General features: G+C 42.6%; 24 protein-coding genes and 1 pseudogene. 15 read left to right on the top strand and 10 right to left on the bottom strand.

The features are described from left to right. Window positions 1-205: 205 nt before the first annotated feature. Window positions 206-859: a carbonate dehydratase gene (can, locus tag LGZ98_RS03895; protein WP_011145235.1), complete on the bottom strand. Its 654-nt coding sequence runs from the start codon at window positions 857-859 to the stop codon at window positions 206-208. Between the two features lie 187 nt (window positions 860-1046). Between can and LGZ98_RS03890 the strand changes: the two genes are divergently transcribed. Then, window positions 1047-1958: an ABC transporter ATP-binding protein gene (locus LGZ98_RS03890; RefSeq protein WP_011145236.1), complete on the top strand. Its 912-nt coding sequence runs from the start codon at window positions 1047-1049 to the stop codon at window positions 1956-1958. An 11-nt stretch (window positions 1959-1969) separates the two neighbouring features. Then, window positions 1970-2740: an ABC transporter permease gene (locus LGZ98_RS03885; protein ID WP_011145237.1), complete on the top strand. Its 771-nt coding sequence runs from the start codon at window positions 1970-1972 to the stop codon at window positions 2738-2740. Window positions 2741-2839: 99 nt separating this feature from the next. Here the strand turns inward: LGZ98_RS03885 and panD are convergent, their stop codons facing one another. The 8 genes from panD to sfsA form a co-directional block, all read right to left on the bottom strand. Beyond that, window positions 2840-3220: an aspartate 1-decarboxylase gene (panD, locus tag LGZ98_RS03880; RefSeq protein WP_262977747.1), complete on the bottom strand. Its 381-nt coding sequence runs from the start codon at window positions 3218-3220 to the stop codon at window positions 2840-2842. 67 nt (window positions 3221-3287) lie between these two features. After that, window positions 3288-4142 (bottom strand): pantoate--beta-alanine ligase, encoded by an 855-nt coding sequence (gene panC, locus LGZ98_RS03875; protein WP_113042299.1) that lies wholly within the window; start codon window positions 4140-4142, stop codon window positions 3288-3290. Between the two features lie 53 nt (window positions 4143-4195). Then, window positions 4196-4987: a 3-methyl-2-oxobutanoate hydroxymethyltransferase gene (gene panB / locus LGZ98_RS03870; protein ID WP_262977746.1), complete on the bottom strand. Its 792-nt coding sequence runs from the start codon at window positions 4985-4987 to the stop codon at window positions 4196-4198. A gap of 70 nt (window positions 4988-5057) precedes the next feature. Continuing rightward, entirely contained in the window at window positions 5058-5573 is a 516-nt protein-coding gene (gene folK, locus LGZ98_RS03865) for a 2-amino-4-hydroxy-6-hydroxymethyldihydropteridine diphosphokinase (protein WP_262977745.1), read from the bottom strand. 6 nt (window positions 5574-5579) lie between these two features. Further along, a complete protein-coding gene (gene pcnB, locus LGZ98_RS03860; protein WP_262405145.1) occupies window positions 5580-7082 on the bottom strand; it encodes a polynucleotide adenylyltransferase PcnB in 1503 nt (500 codons plus the stop codon). A gap of 90 nt (window positions 7083-7172) precedes the next feature. Then, a complete protein-coding gene (gene gluQRS, locus LGZ98_RS03855) occupies window positions 7173-8123 on the bottom strand; it encodes a tRNA glutamyl-Q(34) synthetase GluQRS (protein WP_262977744.1) in 951 nt (316 codons plus the stop codon). A 63-nt stretch (window positions 8124-8186) separates the two neighbouring features. Then, entirely contained in the window at window positions 8187-8642 is a 456-nt protein-coding gene (gene dksA, locus LGZ98_RS03850; protein WP_011145244.1) for an RNA polymerase-binding protein DksA, read from the bottom strand. Window positions 8643-8837: 195 nt separating this feature from the next. Continuing rightward, entirely contained in the window at window positions 8838-9545 is a 708-nt protein-coding gene (sfsA, locus tag LGZ98_RS03845; protein WP_113042292.1) for a DNA/RNA nuclease SfsA, read from the bottom strand. Window positions 9546-9637: 92 nt separating this feature from the next. Between sfsA and hrpB the strand changes: the two genes are divergently transcribed. Then, window positions 9638-12076 carry an ATP-dependent helicase HrpB gene (hrpB, locus tag LGZ98_RS03840; RefSeq protein WP_113042291.1) on the top strand — a complete coding sequence of 813 codons (2439 nt, stop codon included), beginning with the start codon at window positions 9638-9640 and terminating at the stop codon, window positions 12074-12076. A gap of 93 nt (window positions 12077-12169) precedes the next feature. Next, the gene (mrcB, locus tag LGZ98_RS03835) at window positions 12170-14629 is read left to right on the top strand and encodes a bifunctional glycosyl transferase/transpeptidase (protein WP_113042289.1); all 2460 of its coding nucleotides are present in this window, start codon (window positions 12170-12172) and stop codon (window positions 14627-14629) included. Between the two features lie 122 nt (window positions 14630-14751). Here mrcB and LGZ98_RS03830 read toward each other — a convergent pair whose 3' ends face one another. Next, window positions 14752-14889 carry a hypothetical protein gene (locus LGZ98_RS03830; RefSeq protein WP_262977743.1) on the bottom strand — a complete coding sequence of 46 codons (138 nt, stop codon included), beginning with the start codon at window positions 14887-14889 and terminating at the stop codon, window positions 14752-14754. Between the two features lie 217 nt (window positions 14890-15106). Here LGZ98_RS03830 and LGZ98_RS03825 point away from each other — a divergent pair, with 217 nt between their 5' ends. The 11 genes and pseudogenes from LGZ98_RS03825 to LGZ98_RS03775 form a co-directional block, all read left to right on the top strand. After that, entirely contained in the window at window positions 15107-16780 is a 1674-nt protein-coding gene (locus tag LGZ98_RS03825) for an S-type pyocin domain-containing protein (protein WP_262977742.1), read from the top strand. Further along, window positions 16780-17247 carry a DUF6392 family protein gene (locus tag LGZ98_RS03820; RefSeq protein ID WP_262977741.1) on the top strand — a complete coding sequence of 156 codons (468 nt, stop codon included), beginning with the start codon at window positions 16780-16782 and terminating at the stop codon, window positions 17245-17247. The genes LGZ98_RS03825 and LGZ98_RS03820 overlap by 1 nt, the downstream gene beginning before the upstream one ends. Window positions 17248-17312: 65 nt before the next feature. Next, on the top strand, window positions 17313-17780 hold the full coding sequence (locus LGZ98_RS03815) for a DUF6392 family protein (protein ID WP_262977740.1): 468 nt from the start codon (window positions 17313-17315) through the stop codon (window positions 17778-17780). Window positions 17781-17955: 175 nt separating this feature from the next. Beyond that, window positions 17956-18246, top strand: coding sequence for a hypothetical protein (locus LGZ98_RS03810; protein WP_387489698.1), 291 nt, complete (start codon window positions 17956-17958; stop codon window positions 18244-18246). A gap of 294 nt (window positions 18247-18540) precedes the next feature. Next, window positions 18541-19011 (top strand): DUF6392 family protein, encoded by a 471-nt coding sequence (locus tag LGZ98_RS03805; protein ID WP_262977739.1) that lies wholly within the window; start codon window positions 18541-18543, stop codon window positions 19009-19011. Between the two features lie 173 nt (window positions 19012-19184). Beyond that, window positions 19185-19421 carry a DUF6392 family protein gene (locus LGZ98_RS03800; protein ID WP_315901976.1) on the top strand — a complete coding sequence of 79 codons (237 nt, stop codon included), beginning with the start codon at window positions 19185-19187 and terminating at the stop codon, window positions 19419-19421. Between the two features lie 101 nt (window positions 19422-19522). Continuing rightward, the gene (locus tag LGZ98_RS03795) at window positions 19523-19975 is read left to right on the top strand and encodes a DUF6392 family protein (protein ID WP_262977738.1); all 453 of its coding nucleotides are present in this window, start codon (window positions 19523-19525) and stop codon (window positions 19973-19975) included. Window positions 19976-19988: 13 nt separating this feature from the next. Further along, window positions 19989-20447, top strand: a complete 459-nt coding sequence (locus LGZ98_RS03790) for a DUF6392 family protein (RefSeq protein WP_262977737.1) — start codon at window positions 19989-19991, stop codon at window positions 20445-20447. Between the two features lie 105 nt (window positions 20448-20552). Further along, the gene (locus LGZ98_RS03785; protein ID WP_262977736.1) at window positions 20553-20774 is read left to right on the top strand and encodes a DUF6392 family protein; all 222 of its coding nucleotides are present in this window, start codon (window positions 20553-20555) and stop codon (window positions 20772-20774) included. Between the two features lie 361 nt (window positions 20775-21135). Continuing rightward, window positions 21136-21468, top strand: coding sequence for a helix-turn-helix transcriptional regulator (locus LGZ98_RS03780; RefSeq protein ID WP_240002839.1), 333 nt, complete (start codon window positions 21136-21138; stop codon window positions 21466-21468). A gap of 208 nt (window positions 21469-21676) precedes the next feature. Then, window positions 21677-21994, top strand: a pseudogene (locus LGZ98_RS03775) (hypothetical protein); the annotation flags it as partial. Window positions 21995-22099: the final 105 nt, after the last annotated feature.

Here is a 22099-nt window from a genome sequence, read left to right as displayed (position 1 = left end):
TAATCTATAATCTATAATCTATAATCTATAATCTATAATCTATAATCTATAATCTATAATCTATAATCTATAATCTATAATCTATAATCTATAATCTATAATCTATAATCTATAATCTATAAATTGAAAATCTTCGTTTAATTACACTATAGAAAAAGTTAAATATAACCTTTTCTACAGCGTATTTTATGAATGATCTAAAAAATCACTTCTTATGCGTCAGTTTGGATATTGTCTGGCGATAGGCAAGCTCCAGTTTTTCACGGCTGTCAGCCGTGACTTCCAGATCTTGCAATTGACCATTATGGATACCGTAAACCCAACCGTGGATCATCACTTTTTGGCCTCGTTTCCATGCTGCTTGCATAATGGTTGAGTGACCAAGGTTATATACTTGCTCAACAACGTTAATTTCGCACAGACGGTTCAGACGCTCATTAGGGGGTAATTCACCTAGCATAGAACTGTGTTTATACCAAAGATCACGAATATGTAGCAGCCAGTTGTTAATCAATCCCAGTTCGGTGCCATCAATTGCAGCTTCGATACCACCACAACCGTAGTGTCCGCAGATAATGATATGTTCAACTTCCAGTACATCTACTGCATATTGAATAACTGAAAGACAATTTAAGTCAGTATGAATAACCAGGTTTGCAACGTTTCTGTGAACAAATAAGTCACCGGGGGCGGCATCAATTAGTTTTTCTGCTGGTACCCGGCTGTCTGAACAACCAATCCATAAGAAATGAGGTTTTTGTGATTTTGCTAATTCTTTGAAAAAAATTGGATTTTCTTCGTTAACCGATTCTGACCACTGCTTGTTATTGGCAAGCAGCTCTTCTATTTTTTTCATCATGATTCATAGCCTGGTAGTGTTTCTTTAAGATAGAATCATATACAACATCAATTGAAATTTTAATATTTTATTGCTGTTTGTTTTTAATCTTTCTACTGTTTTTGTAAAGCAAGTCAGGCAGAAAAACAGCATTATGTTTCCACATTACACGCAAAAGCGACCAGATAATAAAGGTGTTTTGTAATTTATGACTTATGCATTGGAGTTAACGCAGCTTACTAAGACTTACACTGATGGTGTTAAGGCACTGCGTGGGATAGATCTGAATGTGGAAGTTGGAGACTTCTACGCATTATTAGGTCCGAATGGTGCAGGGAAATCCACCACAATCGGCATTATTAGCTCTCTGGTAAACAAAAGCAGCGGTAAGGTTAAGGTGTTTGGCTATGATATTGATACTGATATTGTCAATGCTAAACGCCAGTTAGGTCTTGTTCCGCAGGAATTTAACTTTAACCCGTTTGAGACGGTGTTGCAGATTGTTCTCAATCAGGCCGGTTACTATGGTGTACCGCGAAAAGTAGCGCAAGCCAGAGCGAAAACTTATCTGTTGCAGTTAGATCTGTGGGAAAAACGCAACCAACGGGCGATTCGTCTGTCTGGTGGGATGAAACGACGCTTGATGATTGTACGAGCGTTGATGCATCAGCCTAAGTTATTGATCCTTGATGAACCGACTGCTGGTGTTGATATTGAACTTCGTCGCTCTATGTGGAATTTTTTGCAAGAGCTGAATGCCCAAGGAACGACAATTATTCTAACGACTCACTATCTGGAAGAAGCAGAAATGCTGTGCCGTAATATTGGCATTATTCAGCATGGTGAATTGGTGGAAAACACCAGTATGAAAAATTTACTCAGTCGGGTGGAGTCTGAAACATTCTTCTTCGATCTGGCGACACAAAACCCAATTCTTGAACTAGTAGGATATGATTATCGACTGCTGGATGCCTCTACTTTGGAAGTGGATGTTCAGCGTGGTCAGGGAATAAATAGCGTATTTACCCAATTAAGTGCTCAGGGTATTCATATTTTAAGTATGCGTAATAAAGCGAACCGTCTGGAAGAGTTATTTGTCAGCTTGGTGAACAATAAGTAAGGAGATAGTAAATGATTCAGTTGTACTGGGTGGCGCTAAAAACTATCTGGATTAAAGAAATTACCCGTTTTGGTCGTATCTGGGTACAGACTTTATTACCACCGGTTATTACCATGTCGCTCTATTTTATTATCTTCGGTAGCTTGATTGGTTCGCGTATTGGGGAAATGGGCGGTGTCGATTATATGCAGTTTATTGTCCCTGGCCTTATTATGATGTCGGTGATTACTAACTCTTATGCCAATGTTTCTTCCTCCTTCTTTGGTGCGAAATTCCAGCGCAGTATTGAGGAATTATTAGTAGCGCCGGTTCCGACACACATAGTTATTGTGGGGTTTGTTGGTGGTGGTGTTGCCCGTGGTGTCTGCGTCGGTATTCTGGTGACATTGGTTTCTCTATTTTTTGTGCCGCTTCATATTCATGCGTGGTGGATGATTGTTGTCACGTTGTTGATGACCTCCATTTTGTTCTCACTAGGGGGGTTGCTGAATTCGATTTTTGCTAAAACGTTTGATGATATCAGCATTATTCCGACTTTCGTATTAACGCCACTGACTTATCTTGGTGGGGTGTTTTATTCATTGACATTATTACCCCCATTTTGGCAAGCGGTTTCCAAGTTGAATCCGATCGTTTATATGATTAGTGGTTTCCGTTATGGTTTCCTGGGGATTACTGATGTTTCTTTGATAATTACGTTGAGTGTTTTGACTGCATTTATTGTGGCTTTTTATCTTGTTGCCTGGTATTTAATTGAAACAGGGCGGGGATTGAGGACTTAATTGTAGATTTTTTTGTTATTAAGTGGTGATGAATGGGTAGGGGGAATTCATTTGCGATGTCTTCACAACCTACCCATTATTGGGCGCTTAAATTAATATTTACGCTACCTGAACTGGCACGGCTTTAGTTATACGGCTCATAATATTATCACTGTCGAAGTAAGCGATATTAGGCTTATGATGACGGGCATCTTCGTTAGGGATTTGTACATATGAGCAAATAATTAGCTTATCACCTACCGCAGCACGGCGTGCTGCTGCTCCGTTAACTGAAATTATTCTAGAACCACGTTCAGCGGCGATAGCATAAGTGGAAAAACGCTCGCCGTTATCCACGTTATAGATATCAATAGCTTCATATTCCAGAATACCGGCTGCATCCATGAAATTCTGATCAATTGCACAAGAACCTTCATAATGCAAATCTGCCTGAGTGACTTTCACCCGGTGCAATTTCCCCTGTAGCATCGTACGCAACATGGTTTTTCTCCTGATTCGATGACAACTTAGAACCTTTTTGCATCAATAACGCCTGATACAACGGCGATTATTGCGTTAAATCTACTTGCTGATTATCGATCAAACGGGTTTGCCCTAACCAGGCAGCTATTAGAATAACGGCTTTTTTACTTTCGGTATTTAACGGCGCCAATGTTTCGGCGTCACGGATAAACAACTCATCAGGTACAAAACCCATTTCGTGTAGTTGTACGGAAGCTTGAATGAGCAATTGTTCTGTGTGGCATTCACCCTGTGCCATTTTTTCAGCGATAGATCGCATGATCTTGCTGAGTTCTGGGGCGATTCGACGTTCATCGGCTGTTAAATTGTTATTACGCGAACTGAGAGCCAGGCCATTTTTGTCGCGCACAGTAGGTACTGAAACCAGCGTAATGTCATAAGCCAGGTCGGCGATCATTTTGCGAATAAGTTGTAATTGTTGAAAATCTTTTTCGCCAAAGTAGGTTAAATCTGGTTGCACTAGATTGAATAGTTTGCTCACCACGGTTGAAACACCACGGAAATGACCGGGACGACTGGCCCCTTCCAGCATGGTAGAAAGCCCAGGAACTTCAACATAAGTCTGATGTTCCATACCATCAGGGTATATTTCCTTATCAGCAGGAGCAAATACCAGATCGACACCGTGTTGATGAAGTTTTTCGCAATCTTCCTGTAAAGTGCGGGGATATCTTGCCAGATCATCCTGACGATTAAACTGCATCGGGTTGACGAAAATAGAGACGATCACAATATCTGCTTGCCCTTTGGCTGTATCGACTAACGTCATATGGCCGTCGTGCAAGTTACCCATTGTTGGCACCAGTGCAATGCGTTTTCCTTCCTGACGCCAGCGGCGGATTTCACGGCGTAGAATCGGTACAGTTTCGACAATCAGCATTGCTTAATACTCCTTAGAATGTATACAGCCTTCGGGCTAACAAGGGTAATTTATTAATAAAATGAGTGTTCTTTACTTGGGTAGGCGCCGCTTTCCACTTGTTCTTTATATAAGCGGATGGCATCACGTATATTTCCTGCTTCTTCAAGGAAGTTTTTCACAAATTTAGGGGGGCTTACGGTAATGCCTAGTGCGTCATGCATCACTAAAACTTGCCCATCAGTCACATTACCAGCGCCAATACCAATTACCGGGATCTGTAATTCATCGGTGATACGTTTAGCTAAATCAACGGGTACGCATTCTAGCACCAGCAGTTGTATGCCTGCTTTTTCTAAGGTAATTGCATCTTTTATCAATTGATTCGCTGATACTTCATCACGTCCTTGAACTTTATAACCGCCAAGAATATGGACTGATTGAGGAGTTAGCCCTAAATGAGCGCAAACAGGTACAGAACGCTCGGTAAGCATGCTAATGGTATCGTATAACCAGCTACCGCCTTCAAGTTTCACCATGTTAGCGCCAGCACGCATAAGCTTGGCTGCGTTTTCACAACTTTGCTCTGGTGTGGCATAACTCATGAAAGGCATATCGGCAATGATAAAAGTATAAGGTGCTCCGGCACGGACGCAACGAGTATGATAGACAATATCTTCAGCCGTCACTGGAATGGTGGTATCAGCCCCTTGCACAGTCATACCCAGTGAGTCGCCAACCAGCATGACATTGATACCTTGCTCGGCAAACACGTGAGCAAAGCTGGCGTCATAAGCGGTAATAGTCGCGAATTTACGTTTTTCTTTTTTGAGCTGATTCAGATCAGTCATGGTTATTGGTTTCATTATTTATCTTCCTTCTCCTGCAATTTTTCTTGTTATGTACAGAAATCGGCCACGGACTGAACTGAGATCCCTATATGTAGTGATTAGAATCAGAGGACTGCGGTTGCAGCCAGAGTGTCAGGCCGTTTTCTGGGATGTGTTTCAGTCTTTCAGATAAAGCTTCCCCATCAGGAAATATAAGATCAGGGGCAATTTCAGCTAACGGGTAGAGCATAAATTCGCGCTGTTTTAGTCCGTAGTGAGGAACAGTCAATCGTTCGGTAGTAATCACCTGATCGCCAAATAGCATGATATCCAGATCGAGTGTTCTTGGCCCCCAGCGTTCATCTTTTCTTACCCGTCCTTGGGCCAGTTCAATCGCCTGAGTGTGATTGAGTAATTCTTCCGGTGTTAGCGAGGTTTCCAGTGCGACTGCCGCATTCAGAAAATCAGGTTGATTCTGCGGCCCCATCGGTTTAGTACGATACAGTGAGGAGCAGGCAATACATTCTGTTTCCGGTAAATCGTTTAATGCAGCAAGTGCATTTTTTACTTGCTGCATAGGTTCTGCCAGATTGCTACCAACAGCGATATAAACACGAGCCATAATTTATTAGCTGTTCCTGCTCAGTCTTGGTTTATAGTGACGGCGAGGCCGTGTACGACGACGAACAATCTCACTGCCCAGTTCAGAAATCATACTCCGTTGCTGTGATGCATTGACTTGCTGAAATTCTCCCCACCAATCGACAAGATCTTTTAGCTCATTGCGATTTTCAACATTGGCTCTCAGTTCCAGTAAGTCATAGGCAGCACGGAATTTAGGGTGTTCCATCAGTTTATTCGCCCGCTTACCATGACGGCGTGGCAGACGTAACTGTAATTGCCAGATATCACGCATGATGGTTGTCAGGCGCTTAGGAATGGCAATGGAGTGGCATTGCTCATCCAGAATGTCATTCATCGCCAATGCAAAAGCATCGTAGTAAGCCAGGCCACCTTCTTGAGACAGCTTTTCCGCATGTTCAACCAGTGGATACCAGAGCATTGCGGCGAACAAAAACGCCGGGTTAACCCGTTTATCATTTTGTAACCGGTAATCGGTATTCTTCAAAACCTGATTGAGTATACGTTCCATTGGCGAATCGTTATTTTCGGTGAAATAGCGTTGAACCAATGGGAAAAGTGGTTGAAATAGGCGGTATTCGCGCAGAAGTTTATAAGTGCTGTAACCTTGACCGGTTTGTAAAAGTTTTAAAGATTCTTCAAACAGACGGGCAGGTGGAATATTACTCAGCAGAAAAGCCAAACGAGAAATAGGTTCGGCGGTACCTTCGCTGATGGTCATATTCAGTTTGCTAGCGAAACGGATCGCGCGCAGCATTCTTACTGGATCTTCCCGATAGCGGGTTTCAGGATCGCCAATCAAGCGGATAACACCGGTTTCCAGATCATGAAGGCCACCGGCATAATCACGCAGAGAGAAATCATTGATACCATAATAGAGGCTGTTTATGGTGAAATCGCGGCGCATAGCATCTTCTTCAATTGAGCCGAAGATGTTATCCCGCAGTAGCATGCCGCTTTGTGCTTGTTGTGACTGATTTTTATCATCAGAACCCGTTTGTTCATGTGGACCACGGAATGTTGCGACTTCAATCACTTCCTGACCAAACATAATATGAGCTAAGCGAAAGCGGCGTCCAACCAGACGGCAGTTGCGGAATAATTTACGCACCTGTTCTGGAGTGGCATTGGTGGCAATATCAAAATCTTTCGGCTTCGTACCGAGTAATAAGTCACGGACACCACCGCCAACCAGATAGGCTTCAAAACCGGATTTATTCAAACGGTAAAGGACTTTCAGTGCATTTTCACTGATATCTCTGCGGGAAATACAATGTTGTTCCCGTGGAATTATCGTTATCGATAAATCCGAATGAGGATTCTCCTGTTCAACCTTCCTTGGTGTCTCCACATTGGATAAGGGTTGATAAGGGTTTTGGCGATTAGAGTGAAGAGTTATGTACTCTTCCTGAGCAGAACGGTCAGATCCGGTGACTGGCCTTTCACTGGCTGCCTGTAGTTCGCGGTTATTTTTCCCTTCGCGGATCAATAAGTTACGGCAGAAATTTGCTACTCGGTTAAAAATGGTACACCTCGATAAGTAACTAATCATATAAAACAAATAAAAAACAGCGGCTAATCATAGCCTACTGTGTATTTTTTGAGAATGGTTGTTATGACTAACCGTAACTTTATTCATGTTATCTACGTGCATTTTACCTTGTCGTGGAATTTGATCCAGATCCCAACGTGCTGTTGCTTTTTGCAACAATTGATCACGAGAAAGATCTTGCCAGTTTTCTATAACAGATTGATTAAGGAAAGATAATGCTTCAATCAGTAATGGCCGGGGATCATCCAATGGGATCGGCTGAGCATGATTCTGTTTGGAAAGTTTATTGCCGTCCTTATTCAGAGCGAGTGGTAAATGAATATAGTCAGGTATTTTGAGATTTAACTGCTGATAAAGCGCAATTTGGCGGACAGTTGGTTCAATCAAATCTGCCCCTCTTACCACCTCAGTCACTCCTTGGTAATCATCATCAATAACAACCACTAAATTATAGGCAAATAAACCGTCACGACGGTGAATAATAAAATCCTCTTCAGCCATGACCGGATCGGCGTTCAGATATCCTTGTAATTTATCTTCAAAACCGTAAACCGGATGACGCTGCTTGAATCGAATTGCTGCATGATCAATGGGCAAATTTAATTCACGGCAGTTTCTATCATAAAAACCATTAATCTGGTGAATGCGTTGACGGGTACAGGTGCAGTAATAACTTAAACCTTGTTGTTGCAATTGATTAAGGACATGACAGTAAGCCTCATGGCGCTGAGATTGATAAAGAATTTCACCATCCCAATGTAAACCGTAATGTTCAAGTGCGTGAAGAATCCGGCTGGCAGCATCGGGAACTTCTCTGGGCGGATCAATATCATCAATACGTATCAGCCACTTTCCCTGACAAGCACGGGCTTGCAAATAGCTGCCAATGGCAGTGATTAATGAACCAAAATGCAGGTCACCAGAAGGTGATGGGGCGAAACGCCCAATATAAGCCTGGGGACGTTCAGATTTTATCATAGTGGAGATCAGTGGGGTTGTTTATACGGCGTCATAAAGACGCCGTATTCGGAACACCATTAATTAGCCAGCCATCTGTTTTTCACGGATTTCGGCCAGCGTCTTACAATCAATACACAAATCTGCGGTTGGACGGGCTTCCAAACGACGGATGCCTATCTCAATGCCGCAGGATTCACAAAAACCGAAATCGTCATCTTCGACTTTTTTCAGGGTTTTCTCGATCTTCTTAATCAATTTACGCTCACGATCGCGGTTACGTAATTCAAGACTGAATTCTTCTTCCTGCGCCGCACGGTCAACTGGATCAGGGAAGTTCGCTGCCTCATCCTGCATATGAGATACAGTACGATCTACTTCATCCCTGAGTTGATTGCGCCATGCTTCAAGAATTAGCTTGAAATGCGCCAACTGGGCATCGTTCATGTATTCTTCACCTGGCTTCTCTTGGTAAGGTTCTACCCCAGCGATGGCGAGAATGCTTAAGGACGAGGTTTTACGTTTTTGCCCTTCTTGCATAATACTTCTCCTAACACACGCACTATCAAACGAACCCCTAGCGGGGAAAAAAATAGGCCGTTATAAATAGCAGATGGAGCAAGGGTTGGCAATTGTTCCTGCCATTAGTTTCACAATGGTGTGGAAGCAAATGTATTGCATGCCTTTACACCTTGTACAACTTGGCTGCAAATATTAGGTGAATCGGTAAGTTAATCATTTTAGTACAAAAGTTAACTTATCGCCTAAAACCATCCCTTTTCCTGTCATGTTGGCCTGGTAACAGATAACTTCGACCCCAGAATTTTGCGCTTGTTCCAAAAGAGATGAATAATTATGATCAATATGTGCAGCCGCCGCGACCTGCCTGATGCCGGAATGCAAGACCGCAAAAAATAAAACAGCCCTTTGCCCTTGTTCTGCTATGTGTTGCAATTCCCGTAGGTGTTTTTGCCCGCGAGTCGTGACAGCATCAGGGAAATAGCCACAATTTTCCTGGAGAAGGGTCACTGATTTCACTTCAATGTAGCAATTAACTTGCTGTTCTGCCTGTAATAGCAGATCTATCCGGCTGTTCTCTTCGCCATATTTCACTTCCCGACTGATTTTTTTATATTCAGAAAATTCTGGAATAGCATTTTGTGCAATGGCTTCAGCGACGAGATCATTTGCTCTGAGCGTATTAACACAAATCCAGTGACCATCCTGTGTTTCTGTCAATTCCCAACTGTTGGGGTATTTACGTTTGGGATTATCAGAGGTGGAGTACCAAACCGTCTCTCCCGGTATCGCACAGCCGGTCATTGCGCCCGTATTGGCGCAGTGGATAGTCAGTGTTTCGCCTTCCGGTGTGATGACATCAGCCAGGAAACGTTTATAGCGACGAACTAGTGTGGCGGATTGTAAGGGCGGATAGAATTCCATAAAAACTCCTGAATGACGGATGGCATAAGATTGAAGCGGGCAATGCTACAATGCCGACAGTTGAAAGTTAACTTTCTTTGTATGGAGTGTTTGTGTCTTTATTGCCTGTATATGAGGTCGTCGAGCCTGTCCTGAGTGCGTTGAAAAGTTCACAACAGGTCCTGCTTCATGCTCCGGCGGGTGCCGGTAAATCGACGGCTTTGCCATTGGAAATTCTGAAAAAAGCCGATTTCTCTGGGCGTATCATAATGTTGGAACCACGGCGGATTGCTGCTCGCAGTGTCGCAAATCGTCTTGCCGCTCAACTGAATGAAAATATCGGGCAGACCGTGGGTTACCGGATGCGTTCAGAAACGAAAATGAGTGCAACTACTCGCCTTGAAGTGGTAACAGAAGGCATTTTAACCCGAATGTTACAGCAGGACCCCATGCTGACAGGGGTTTCTCTGGTGATTCTGGATGAATTCCATGAGCGCGGCTTGCAGGCTGATTTGGCGTTGGCATTGTTGCTGGATGTACAGGCAGGGCTACGGGATGATCTGCGAATTTTGATCATGTCAGCGACGCTGGATAATCAGCGGCTCTCTTCTTTATTACCTGATGCGCCAGTGATTATTTCAGAAGGGCGAAGCTTTCCTGTGACCAGACATTATTGTCCTTTGCCTGCTCATCAACCTTTTGAACAGAGTGTAGCCACCGTCGTATTGCGGTTACTCCAACAGGAGCAAGGTTCTGTGCTGTTGTTTTTGCCGGGCAGCGGGGAAATTCAACGGGTGTTTGGACTTCTTAAAGAGATAGTTGCTGAGGATACCGATCTTTGCCCGTTGTACGGTGCGTTGTCATTGGCTGAACAACAAAAAGCTATCGAACCTTCATTACGTGGACGCCGTAAAGTTGTTTTGGCGACTAACATTGCAGAAACCAGCTTAACGATTGAAGGTATTCGACTGGTGATTGATAGTGGTCTTGAACGCACGACGCGTTTTGAACCCAAAAATGGATTGACTCGCCTGATCACTCAACGCATCAGTCAAGCTTCTATGACACAACGAGCTGGTCGAGCGGGACGGTTGGAAGCCGGTGTTTGTTGGCATCTATTCAGCCAAGAACAGGCAGAAAGAGCGGCAGAGTATAGTGAGCCCGAAATTCTGAATGCTGATCTCAGTGGTTTATGGTTCTCCTTATTGCAGTGGGGATGTCATGATATTTCCCAATTGTACTGGCTAGATATGCCACCTGACGCAGCGCTGGCAGTAGCCAAATCGCTGTTATTACAGTTAGGTGCAGTCAATAACAATGGTCAGTTAACGTCCAGAGGCAGAAAAATGGCGGAATCCGGCAGTGATCCTCGCTTGGCTGCAATATTATGTGCAGGGTTGGAACAAGGGGCCGATATGCTGGCAACCGCTGCTATGCTGACCGCGATTCTGGAAGAACCGCCCCGTGGTGGTCAGCCGGATATCACTTATTGGGTTGAGCAGCGACAAGCTCATTGGTTACGGCGGGCAAAGCAGTTAGCTAGGAATATGGGCGATCATTTTGGTGAGCCAGACGGTGGATTTGTTGCAATGCTATTAGCCCAAGGTTTCCCTGACAGAATAGCCAAAAATCGGGATAAGGGAGGGCGTTTTCAACTGGCTAATGGTTTGGGGGTGATGATCGATGATGAAGAAAAGTTATCTGGCGAATCGTGGCTGGTGGCTCCTTCATTATTACAAAACAGCAGAAATCCTGATGCGCGTATTTTGCTGGCTTGCCCTCTTGATATTGAACGACTGATACAACAGCAACCGAATTTATTTAGCGAGCAGAGTGTCGTTGAATGGGATGATAACAAAGGGACATTGCGAGCATGGAAACGACTGCAATGTGGGTGCTTGACAGTAAAAGCCCAACGATTGGCAAAGCTTTCAGATGAGCAATTACAACAGGCCCTGCTAAACTGGTTACGCAATGAGGGATTACATGAGCTCAACTGGTCGCCTGCGGCAGTTCAGTTGTGCATCCGTATCCAATGCGCGGCTAAATGGTTGCCTGAAATGCAGTGGCCGGCAGTAGATAATGATGCATTAATGGCTTCTCTTGATGATTGGTTGATGCCGTTCCTTACTGGTGTGCGTGATTTGAAAGGGCTGAAACAGATTGATTTGTTGCCAGCACTGGAAAATTTACTGGATTGGCAACAACAACAGTGTCTGGATAATGAACTGCCTATTTATTACACTGTCCCTACTGGCAGCCGGATAGCAATCCGTTATTTCAGTGATAAACCACCTGTATTATCTGTTCGGATGCAGGAAATGTATGGTGAACAGCAAAGCCCATCTCTGGCAAAAGGGCGGGTAACGCTGGTGCTTGAACTCTTATCACCAGCCCAAAGGCCATTGCAGATCACGCAGGATTTGGCTGCTTTTTGGCAAGGCTCCTATCGTGAAGTACAAAAAGAGATGAAAGGGCGTTACCCAAAACATTTATGGCCGGATGATCCGGCAAATACGGTACCTACTCGGCGGACAAAAAAATATTCATAATAGAATTTAACCTTTGTTTTTGTAAGTGAATAAATTCATTAAAAAATATGAAAACCCATTAATAGCATCTGAGCGGTTTTGGAGAATTTTGGAATGTCTGGTGAAGATCGTCAACCAATCGGACGTAAAGGCAAAAAGTTGGTATCCCGCCGTAAACGGCCATTAAAAAGACGGTATCTGTTGGATGATGATAATAATGGCTATGAAGATGAGGACTACGATGATGAAGAGGATCAACCCATGACAAAGAAAGGAATGTATTCCCGTCCACCTAAGAAAAAGTGGCGTTGGTTCTGGTTGTTATTCAAAATATTTATTATTTTTGCCGTATTACTGGCGGCTTATGGTGTCTATCTGGATGCTAAAATCCGCGATCGCATTGATGGAAAAGTTTGGGAGTTACCTGCGGCAGTCTATGGTCGCATGGTTAATCTTGAACCGGGCATGAACTACAGTAAGAAAGAGATGGTATATCTGCTGGAAGGGATGCAGTATCGCCAGGTGACGAAAATTACCCGTCCTGGGGAGTTTTCTGTTAGAGGTGAAACCATTGAAATGTTACGCCGCCCGTTTAATTTTCCTGACAGTAAAGAGGGGCAGATCCACGCTTTGCTAACGTTCAGCGATAACCGTCTGGCAGGGATCGAAAATCTGGAAAATCAGCGTCAATTTGGGTTCTTCCGCCTTGATCCGAAGCTGATTACCATGTTGCAGTCTCCTAATGGGGAGCAGCGGTTATTTGTGCCACGTTCTGGTTTCCCCGATTTACTGGTTAACACCTTGCTGGCGACCGAAGATCGTCATTTTTATCAACATGATGGTATTCGTATTCTTTCCATTGGGCGTGCAGCACTGGCTAACTTGACTGCCGGGCGTACCGTTCAGGGGGGAAGTACCCTGACGCAGCAATTGGTTAGAAACTTGTTCCTGACCAATGAGCGCACTTTGGTGCGCAAAGCCAATGAAGCTTATATGGCTGTGCTGATGGATTATCGTTACAGCAAAGATCGGATTCTCGAACTGTATCTGAACGAAGTTTATTTAGGCCGAAGTGGTGATGGGGAGATCCGAGGATTCCCGCTGGCGAGCCTCTATTATTTTGGTCGTCCCGTAGATGAATTGAGTTTAGATCAACAGGCGTTGCTGGTAGGTATGGTGAAAGGAGCTTCACTCTATAATCCGTGGCGTAATCCTAAACTCGTTCTCCAGCGTCGTAATGTGGTGCTCAAACTGTTACAAAACCAGCAAATTATTGATGAAGATCTTTATAAGTTATTGAGCGCTCGTCCACTGGGGGTAAAACCGAAAGGTGGTGTTATCACCCCACAACCGGCGTTTATGCAGCTAGTTCGTAAGGAATTGCAGGATAGACTTGGCGATCGAGTAAATGATCTGTCCGGCGTGAAAATCTTCACTACTTTGGACCCGGTATCTCAGGATGCGGCTGAAAACGCAGTAGAAGAGGGGATTGCCAGCCTGAGAAAAACCCGCAAAATTGCTGACCTTGAAGGGGCAATGGTGATTGTCGATCGCATCAGTGGTGAAATCAGGGCGATGGTTGGTGGTTCTCAACCTCAATATGCTGGATTTAACCGAGCAATGATGGCGCGTCGTTCAATTGGTTCACTGGCAAAACCCTCTACTTATTTGGCGGCATTGAGTGAACCGGATCAATATCGGTTGAATACCTGGCTGGCGGATGAACCCCTTGCGGTAAAACAGCCGAACAGCAAGGTTTGGGAACCGAGAAATTATGACCGTCGTTTCCGTGGGCGTGTCATGTTGATAGATGGGCTGGCAAGTTCATTGAATATTCCTACGGTGAATCTTGGATTGGCGGTTGGTCTTGATCATGTTAGCAACACATTAATCCGGCTTGGCGTACCGGAGGAAGTAATTCAGCAGGTTCCGGCCATGTTACTGGGTTCTCTCAGCTTGACACCGTTAGAAGTGGCGCAGGAATATCAGACGATGGCGAGTGGCGGCAACCGCGCGACGCTTTCCGCGTTACGTTCTGTCATCACGGAAGATGGCACCGTGATATATCAAAGTTACCCACAGGCTGAACGGGCTGTACCGGCTCAGGCGGCTTATCTGACGCTGTATGGTATGCAGCAGGTTGTAGCGAATGGAACTTCTCGTTCTCTGAACGCTAAGTTTGGTCGTTATAATCTGGCGGGTAAAACGGGTACCACCAATGATCTGCGTGATAGCTGGTTTGCCGGAATCGATGGTAAAGAGGTAGTGATAGCATGGGTTGGCCGAGATAACAATGAACCGACCAATCTGACAGGTGCTACAGGGGCGTTGAATGTGTATCGCCGTTATCTGGAAAATCAGACGCCGTTGATGTTGAATAACATTCCACCGGAAGGCATTGTCGATATGGTGGTTAATCAGGATGGTAGTTTTAGCTGTAGTGGCAGTGGCTGGAGAACATTACCGGTTTGGACTTATGACCCACAGAGTTTGTGCCAACAAACAGCGGTATCAGCACCTGTTCAACAGCAAGAACAAGCACCGGGCTGGTTGCGAGAGATGTTTGGTCAATAATAACTATTTGATGAGATGAATGACAAAGCGCTGATCTTCTGGTCAGCGTTTTGATTTTCTGAGTTTACCGGTTTCCTAAACATACCGCGCCATTATCTTTTCGACTTTATACCCGTCATCTTTCAAGTTGCCTCTTTGTTGGCTGCACTCACTCCGGTCACATCGTTATCTATGCTCCCGGGGATTCGCTCCCTTGCCGCCGCGATGCATCTTGAAATCCATAGGGTATATATGATCATCGCAATGGCGGTGATACCCATAATTGTTATTTAATTGCATATAAGTTGTTGCAAAAAAATGATGTTTTACACCTGTTAGAGACAATAAAATAAGCAATTTTCAGAATATTTCTATATGTTTTTTAAGTGAAATATGGTGAATTATTAATCATGTGTATTAACTCATGGTGATAATGATATGACGATAATTTCAATTAGATCCACTCTCCATACTATAAATCAATGGAGAGATGAATAGATGGCAATAGGATATTTCTTGCTCGTTGGTGATAAGACAACCTGTGGCGGGCAGATTATTACCGGTGACCACACCATGACATTTAATGGACGGGCAACCGCTCGTGAAGGAGATAAGGTCACCTGTGGCAAACATCCCGGTAGTTATACGATTGTCGGTGGTGTATCAGATGTGTTTGATATGGGACGTAAGTTGGCTGGCACATTGGATAGTGTCAGTACTTGCCCCTGTCGGGCTAGTTTTATCAATTCGGAGATGGACAGCTATGAGAAGCAGGAGCAGCCCAATAATCGGGCTACAGCCCCTGTTAATATGGCGGCCCAGAATTTCTCGTCGCCGGTGGAGGAAGCGAGAAACGTTCAGCCCGCACCTCCTGTGACTAAAGAGCCTCCGATACCGGTGTTTGCGAAATCCTGCTTACGGGGTAAAGGTTGTACCGATGCCGGAACCGAAGCCGAACCGGCGGATAACTTCGGCAGAATGGCGATATATCAGGTTCCGTCATCTCCCACTCCGGTGACGCCGCAAAAACCAGAACCGCCTCCGCAAGGTAAGAAACAGCCGCCTGAACCGGATAAACCGCAGGATAAAAAATTACCGTGGTATAAACGGTGGTTCCGTAGTGGTGAAGATAAAGCCGAAGTAGCCGCTACCGCCGTGGCCGCCACTGCTCGTAGCGCGGTAGCGGAAGGGGAAACGCTGGTGATGCGTTACATTGGCGGCGGCGCTATCAGTGCTGGACGTTGGCTGGCGGCACCGAATCCGGTGACAGTTGGGTTAATGGGGCTGTTTTATTCACCTAAGCTGAATGAAGGTGAGGAGGATTACTTAGATCCGTATCGCCTGAGACAGATAGCGGAACAGTACGGTAAAGCACCAACTCGTGTACGTTTTCGCTGGATCAGAGATGAAAAAAGCGGCAGGATGACGGTTCAGGGATATCACGTCAGCCCGGAAGGTGGTCTGGATAAAGTGCCGGTTCGCATGATGACGCTGAATCGGACCACCGGTAATTACGAGTTTTGGGAACCGGGAGAATACCGGCCGATAATTTTATGGACGCCGAACGAACAGGAATTCAAGGTTCCAGCCCATACCGGGAATGAAGAACAGCCGTTTATTCCGTCGCAAATAACCGTGTTGCCGATCCCGGATAAAGTGGGCAGCGATATTGAATCGTTACCTATGCCGGAAGAGAAGGATTTTCGTGATTATATTCTGATCCTCCCTGTTCCTAATATGCCGCCGGTGTATGTGTATTTGAGTAAACCACCGGTGAAACCGTTGGAAGTGGGAGAATATCAGGATCTGGCTGGACGTAGCCGTAATGATGGGTTGGATATTGATCATATTCCTTCTCAGGCGGCATTGAGAGAGTTTTTAATAAAAACATACGGAGAAGAAATTCAAGAGCAAGATATTAAAAATGCTTTAAAAGAGGGTATCTCGATTGCGATTCCTAAGCGAGTACACCAAAAATATAGTGAAACCTATGGTGGTAGGAATACTCCAGATAAAACGGTAAAAGATTCAATGGATCTAAAAGCTGCCGTAGATAGTAATTTTAATGCCCAAGCTCCTGGCCTACGGGAAGAAGGCTATACTGATGAGCAGTTGGATAAAGCGCTAGGACAACTACACCGACTGAATAAAGAAAAAGGGTGGTATGAATAATGGTAGATATTACGACGATGATTAAAAATTTGGGTCAAACAGCGGGGCAATTAGTTGAAAAAAAACTTATTTCTGATAGAAAATTTGAATATCTTTTTGAAGGAGCTGATACGTTTAATTATGAACCTGAGGCTGGTCTTATCTTGGTATTCGATGATAAATCGAGAAAATTAAGGTCAGTTGAATTTACACTGATTAGTACTTCTAGACATTCTGGAAATAGTGAAATGTATCATGGGGAAATGCCTCCTCCGTTTACTCTATCAATGGATAAAGTTGCTGTTAGAGCTTTGCTAGGCGAACCTGATGTTACCTCAGAGGAAACAAAAGTTCCTGTTATTGGTGTTGTCGGCGGACATGATTGTTATATTCGCAAACTTCAATCTATATACCCTGATACAAATATTCGTGTCCTATATTTAAAGGATTTGCGTGTTCGAGGATTGGTTTTTGAGAGGAAAATATGATTTTTTCCTGTAAAAAATTTGAAAACCTAAGTGGAAGATATATCAGAGAAGAGGCTATAAAAATAATGACAGTCAATGTAGAGGCATTAATAAACAGTTTGGGTAAACCTTATCAGGAAATTTTTGGTGAAGGGTTAATCCCTTATAAAACGAAACCAAGTGGTTTTGCCGGTGATAGTGTAGTGTGCTTGGATATGGTTAAAGCAGGCGTCTTTCTGTCTTTCCATCGGGAAGGAAAGCGATTAAAAGAAATTACATTAACTTTGTTTGACGAGAAGAATTCTTTATACCAGTTTACTAATGAGCTGCCTTCACCATTAATTCCATTGATGTGCCGACAGTGGGTTCATGAACAATTTGGCAAACCAGAAAAATTTCTTCCACCGAGAAAAAGGCTCAAAAAAGACATTGGCTGGACTGAGTTATATACATTGCTGGATTTTCGTATTCCGACCGGTATGAAATTTGATTATGATTTATTGGAGCAAGTTATATCAGTGACATTCTTACCCACCTCAGAAGTACGTTGGTAGTTAATATAAAGAGGAGGTTTTGCTTAAGAGCCAATTCATCAATCAGTAGTTTGAGAAGTTAAATTGAAGATGAATTGGTTTAACCAAAATGGAATAATCACTTAAATTTTTAGCGAGGAGTAATTTCTTATTATTTGTTTCAGATAAAGTATGCAGCGATATTGAGTCGCTGCTGATGCCGGAAGAGAAGGATTTTCGTGATTATATTCTGATCCTCCCCGTTCCTAATATGCCGCCGGTGTATGTGTATTTGAGTAAACCACCGGTGAAATTGTTAGAGGTGGATTTATATAGAAACTTTACGGGGAGACTAAGGAATGGAACGCATGCTGATCATATGCCTTCGGCTGCTGCTATAAAAGCAGCTGCAAAAAGGTTAAATCCCATGTTGAGACCAAAAGAACTAAACAAACAAGTAAAAGATGTTGCAGCTATTATCATTCCCTCGAAAGTACATCAGAAGTAAATAACGTTTCATAATTCTGCTACACATAACCTTCTTCAACACATTGTTATACATGGAATTATTGGTGGTATAAAATGCGGCACTATTTTGGAATCTTATTTACAGTGAAACCTTTGGTGGGCGGAATACACCGGAGCAAATAGCGAAGGATGCAGAAAATTTAAAACAAGCTGTAGACAATAATTTTAATACCTTAAAACCCTACCTAGAGGAAGAAGGGTTTAGTGAGCAGGAGCTGGAGAGTGCTCACCAGAAGATCCACGATATAAATCAGAAACAGAGGTTATATAAATAATGGCGATCAATGTTAATGCATTAATTAATAGTTTGGGTAAAACCTATCAGGAAATTTTTGATGAAGGTCTAATTTCTTATAAGAGTAAACCTAGGGGAGATTCTGGTGACGATTATGTGTCGTTAGATATGCAGAAGGAGGGAGTATTTTTGGCTTTTGACCGGAACAGTAAGAAATTAACACATGTTACTCTGACATTGATCGATGAAGAACGGCCCGGTTATGTTTATCCAAATCAATTGCCATCCCCTTTGGTTAATCCAATGACGCGTGAATGGGTTGAGGAGTATTTTGGGGCGGCAATTAAGTCCTTTCCGCCATGTCAGGTGTTTAACTGTCAATATGGTTGGAAAGACCTCTATCGCTACAATGTACCTGAATCAGAAGAAATGATTTATATACAATTCTCTCATGATTTATTTGGGCAAGTTGAGACAATAACTTTCCTTGGTGCTGAAAATGTGACGTGATAGAGACATCTTAAAAACGGAGTTAGTAAAGGAAGAATTAGTTCTCTTTTGGAAACTCAATCTGGAATTCTTTTTCCAGTTCCTTGCTTCGATTGGGTAGAGGCCAATAAACCACTACCCATGTTCAATATCGACATTTTGTGCTATTGTACACTGGATTTTTGGGATAAATGATGGCGACAAACATTGAAGTGTTAATTAATAGCTTAGGTAGAGCCTACCAAGATATTTATGATGAAGGACTAATTCCTTATAAGAGTAAGCCTAGAGGAGATTCTGGTGACGATTATGTGTCGTTAGATATGCAGAAAGAGGGGATATTTCTGGCTTTTAACCGGACCAGCAAGAAATTAACACATGTCACGCTGACATTGATCGATGAAGAACGGCCCCGTTATCCTTCGTTCTGAAAGTGTGACATGGTAGAGATATCTCAAAGGCGGAATAAGCAGAAGTGATATAAGATATTGGAAGAACTACACTAATTGAATGAAGAATAAGGGTAGTAATAGTGACTAATATTACGAAATTAATTAAATATCTTGGAAAAACCGCGGAAACGTTAGTTGAGGATGGTGAGATATCTAAAGGAGTATTTAAGTTTCACTTTGAAGGGGATGAGTCGTTCAATTGCGAGCCTGAAAAAGGAATCACATTAGTTTTTGATTCTAAATCTAGGCAATTGAATTCAGTCCAGATAACTCTAATTGATATACATGGTGATCATGATGAATATAATGGTAGTTTGCCTTATCCATTTTTACCTTTAATGGATAAGGCAATGATAAGAGCTGAATATGGAGAACCTACGGAGTCAAAAGATATGATAGAAGCACCGGTTATAGGTGTTATTGGTGGATACGATGCTTATATAAATAGTATAAAATCTTATCCAAACGTGGAAGTCATTTTTATTTATGATGCTTATTATCGAGTGAGAGCACTTACTTTCAACACTATCTGAAAAAGGGGGAATAATGGCAGATATTATGACGATGATTAAAAGTTTAGGACAAACGGTGGAGCAATTAGTTGAAAAAAAACTTATTCCAGCCGGAAAGTTTGAGTTTCTGTTTGAGAATGCTGATACGTTCAATTGTGGACCTGACGTTGGCCTTACATTAGTGTTTCACGCTGATTCAAGTATATTAGAATCTGTACAAATTACACTTGTTAACGCTTATGAAGGTAGTGGAGAATATAATGGAGAATTGCCTTACCCATTTTTACATTCAATGGATAGAGCAATTGTTAGAGCCCTTATGGGGGAACCAGATTCTGCTGGTGGCCCAGAAAAAATCCCTGTTATTGGCATTGTTGGTGGATATGATTCTTATACACATAAGTTGAGTGAGCAATATCCTAATACAGAAATTCGTTTTCTCTATTTGGCTGATTTACGGGTACATGCATTAATCTTTGAGCATATTGTATAAACGCTTTCTGGAATATTTTTCTACTTTCATTTGATAGCAGTTAATAAACCATTATCCATGTTTATATACTAGAGGTTAGATATGAGTTAAGAGGTTATATAAGTAATGGCGATCAATATTGAAGCGTTAATAAATAGCCTGGGTAAATCTTATCAGGAAATTTTTAATGAAGGTTTAACTCCTTATAAGAGTAAGCCTAGAGGAGATTCTGGTGACTATTATGTGTCGCTAGATATGCAGAAAGAGGGGATATTTCTGGCTTTTAACCGGACCAGTAAGAAATTAACACCTGTTACTCTGACATTGATCGATGAAGTAACGGCCTAGTTATGTTTATCTAAATCAATTGCCATTCCCTCGGGTTAATCCAATGACGTGTGCATTCAGTTTCTACCTATATCAACTCATCTCATAATGTTCCATATATACCCGTCATCTTTCAAGTTGCCTCTTTGTTGGCTGCACTCACTCACCCCGGTCACATAGTTATCTATGCTCCCGGGGATTCGTTCCCTTGCCGTCGCGATGCATCTTGAAATCCATAGGGTATATAGGATTTTATCACTATTAAAGTCTATAATGTCTTTTTAATAGGACATTAGTATACAAAGTTACGATTGATATATAATGTGCTTATAATTGACCATTATAGATAATAATGGTTTTAATGTGTCATTTTGGGGTCTTTATGATATCACATGAAAAAACAGCTTTAGCAATTGCAGAAGAATTGGGAGAGCGCTTGAAACAAGCTCGACTAAACAATGATCTGACTCAAGCTGAAATTGCTAAGCTTTTAGGCGTCACAAGAAAAACTGTACTGAATGCTGAAAAAGGTAAAGTCCAATTAGAGATTTTTGTTGCCGTTATGGCAGCATTAAACTTAACCGAACAATTAAATCTTTTTCTTCCTAAACAAAGCATATCTCCTATCCAACTCGCTAAACTTCAAGGAAAAAAACGACAACGAGCATCTGGTCTTAGAAAAAAACATATTGAAGAGGATACACCAGAATGGTAATGGAAGTTATCAACGTAATTTATAGTGAATTTACATATACCCGTCATCTTTCAAGTTGCCTCTTTGTTGGCTGCACTCACTCACCCCGGTCACATAGTTCGCTATGCTCCCGGGGATTCGCTCCCTTGCCGTTGCGATGCATCTTGAAATCCGTAGGGTATATATAATGAATAAAGAGGTTGTGTAAATAATGGTAATGAATATTTAAGTATTTATCAATATCTTGGGTGAATATTGTCACACTGAAACTCTAACGTTAATTTTGGATAATTACAGTATTCATAAAATCCGACTGGTCAATGATTGTCTGGCCCGTCATCCTATTAACCTATTATTTTATATGTTTATTATCCTTAGCTGAATAAATTTGAACGCCTGTGCAATCTCTGTATGAAACGGTGACACGAAATCATTCTGCCAGTATATGTGGCAGTTGCGCGAAAAAGTGAAAATATTTTTGAATTCATTTCCTATAGGAATAACAGATAATAATAAAATAGGGTGTGGTTATAATTATGAAAAATGATTTATTTTTTTCGCTATTTTGATAACAAGATCAAACAACGTTATTAATGATTTTCGATGCCCATATGTTAACATGATTAAAAATTTGTTATTTTATACCCGTCAT

The sequence above is a fragment of the Photorhabdus kayaii genome (assembly GCF_025384895.1).
Classification (GTDB): Bacteria; Pseudomonadota; Gammaproteobacteria; order Enterobacterales; family Enterobacteriaceae; genus Photorhabdus; species Photorhabdus kayaii.
The sequence above is the reverse complement of the archived record's forward strand: the minus strand, read 5'-3'. Positions and strand labels throughout refer to the sequence as shown.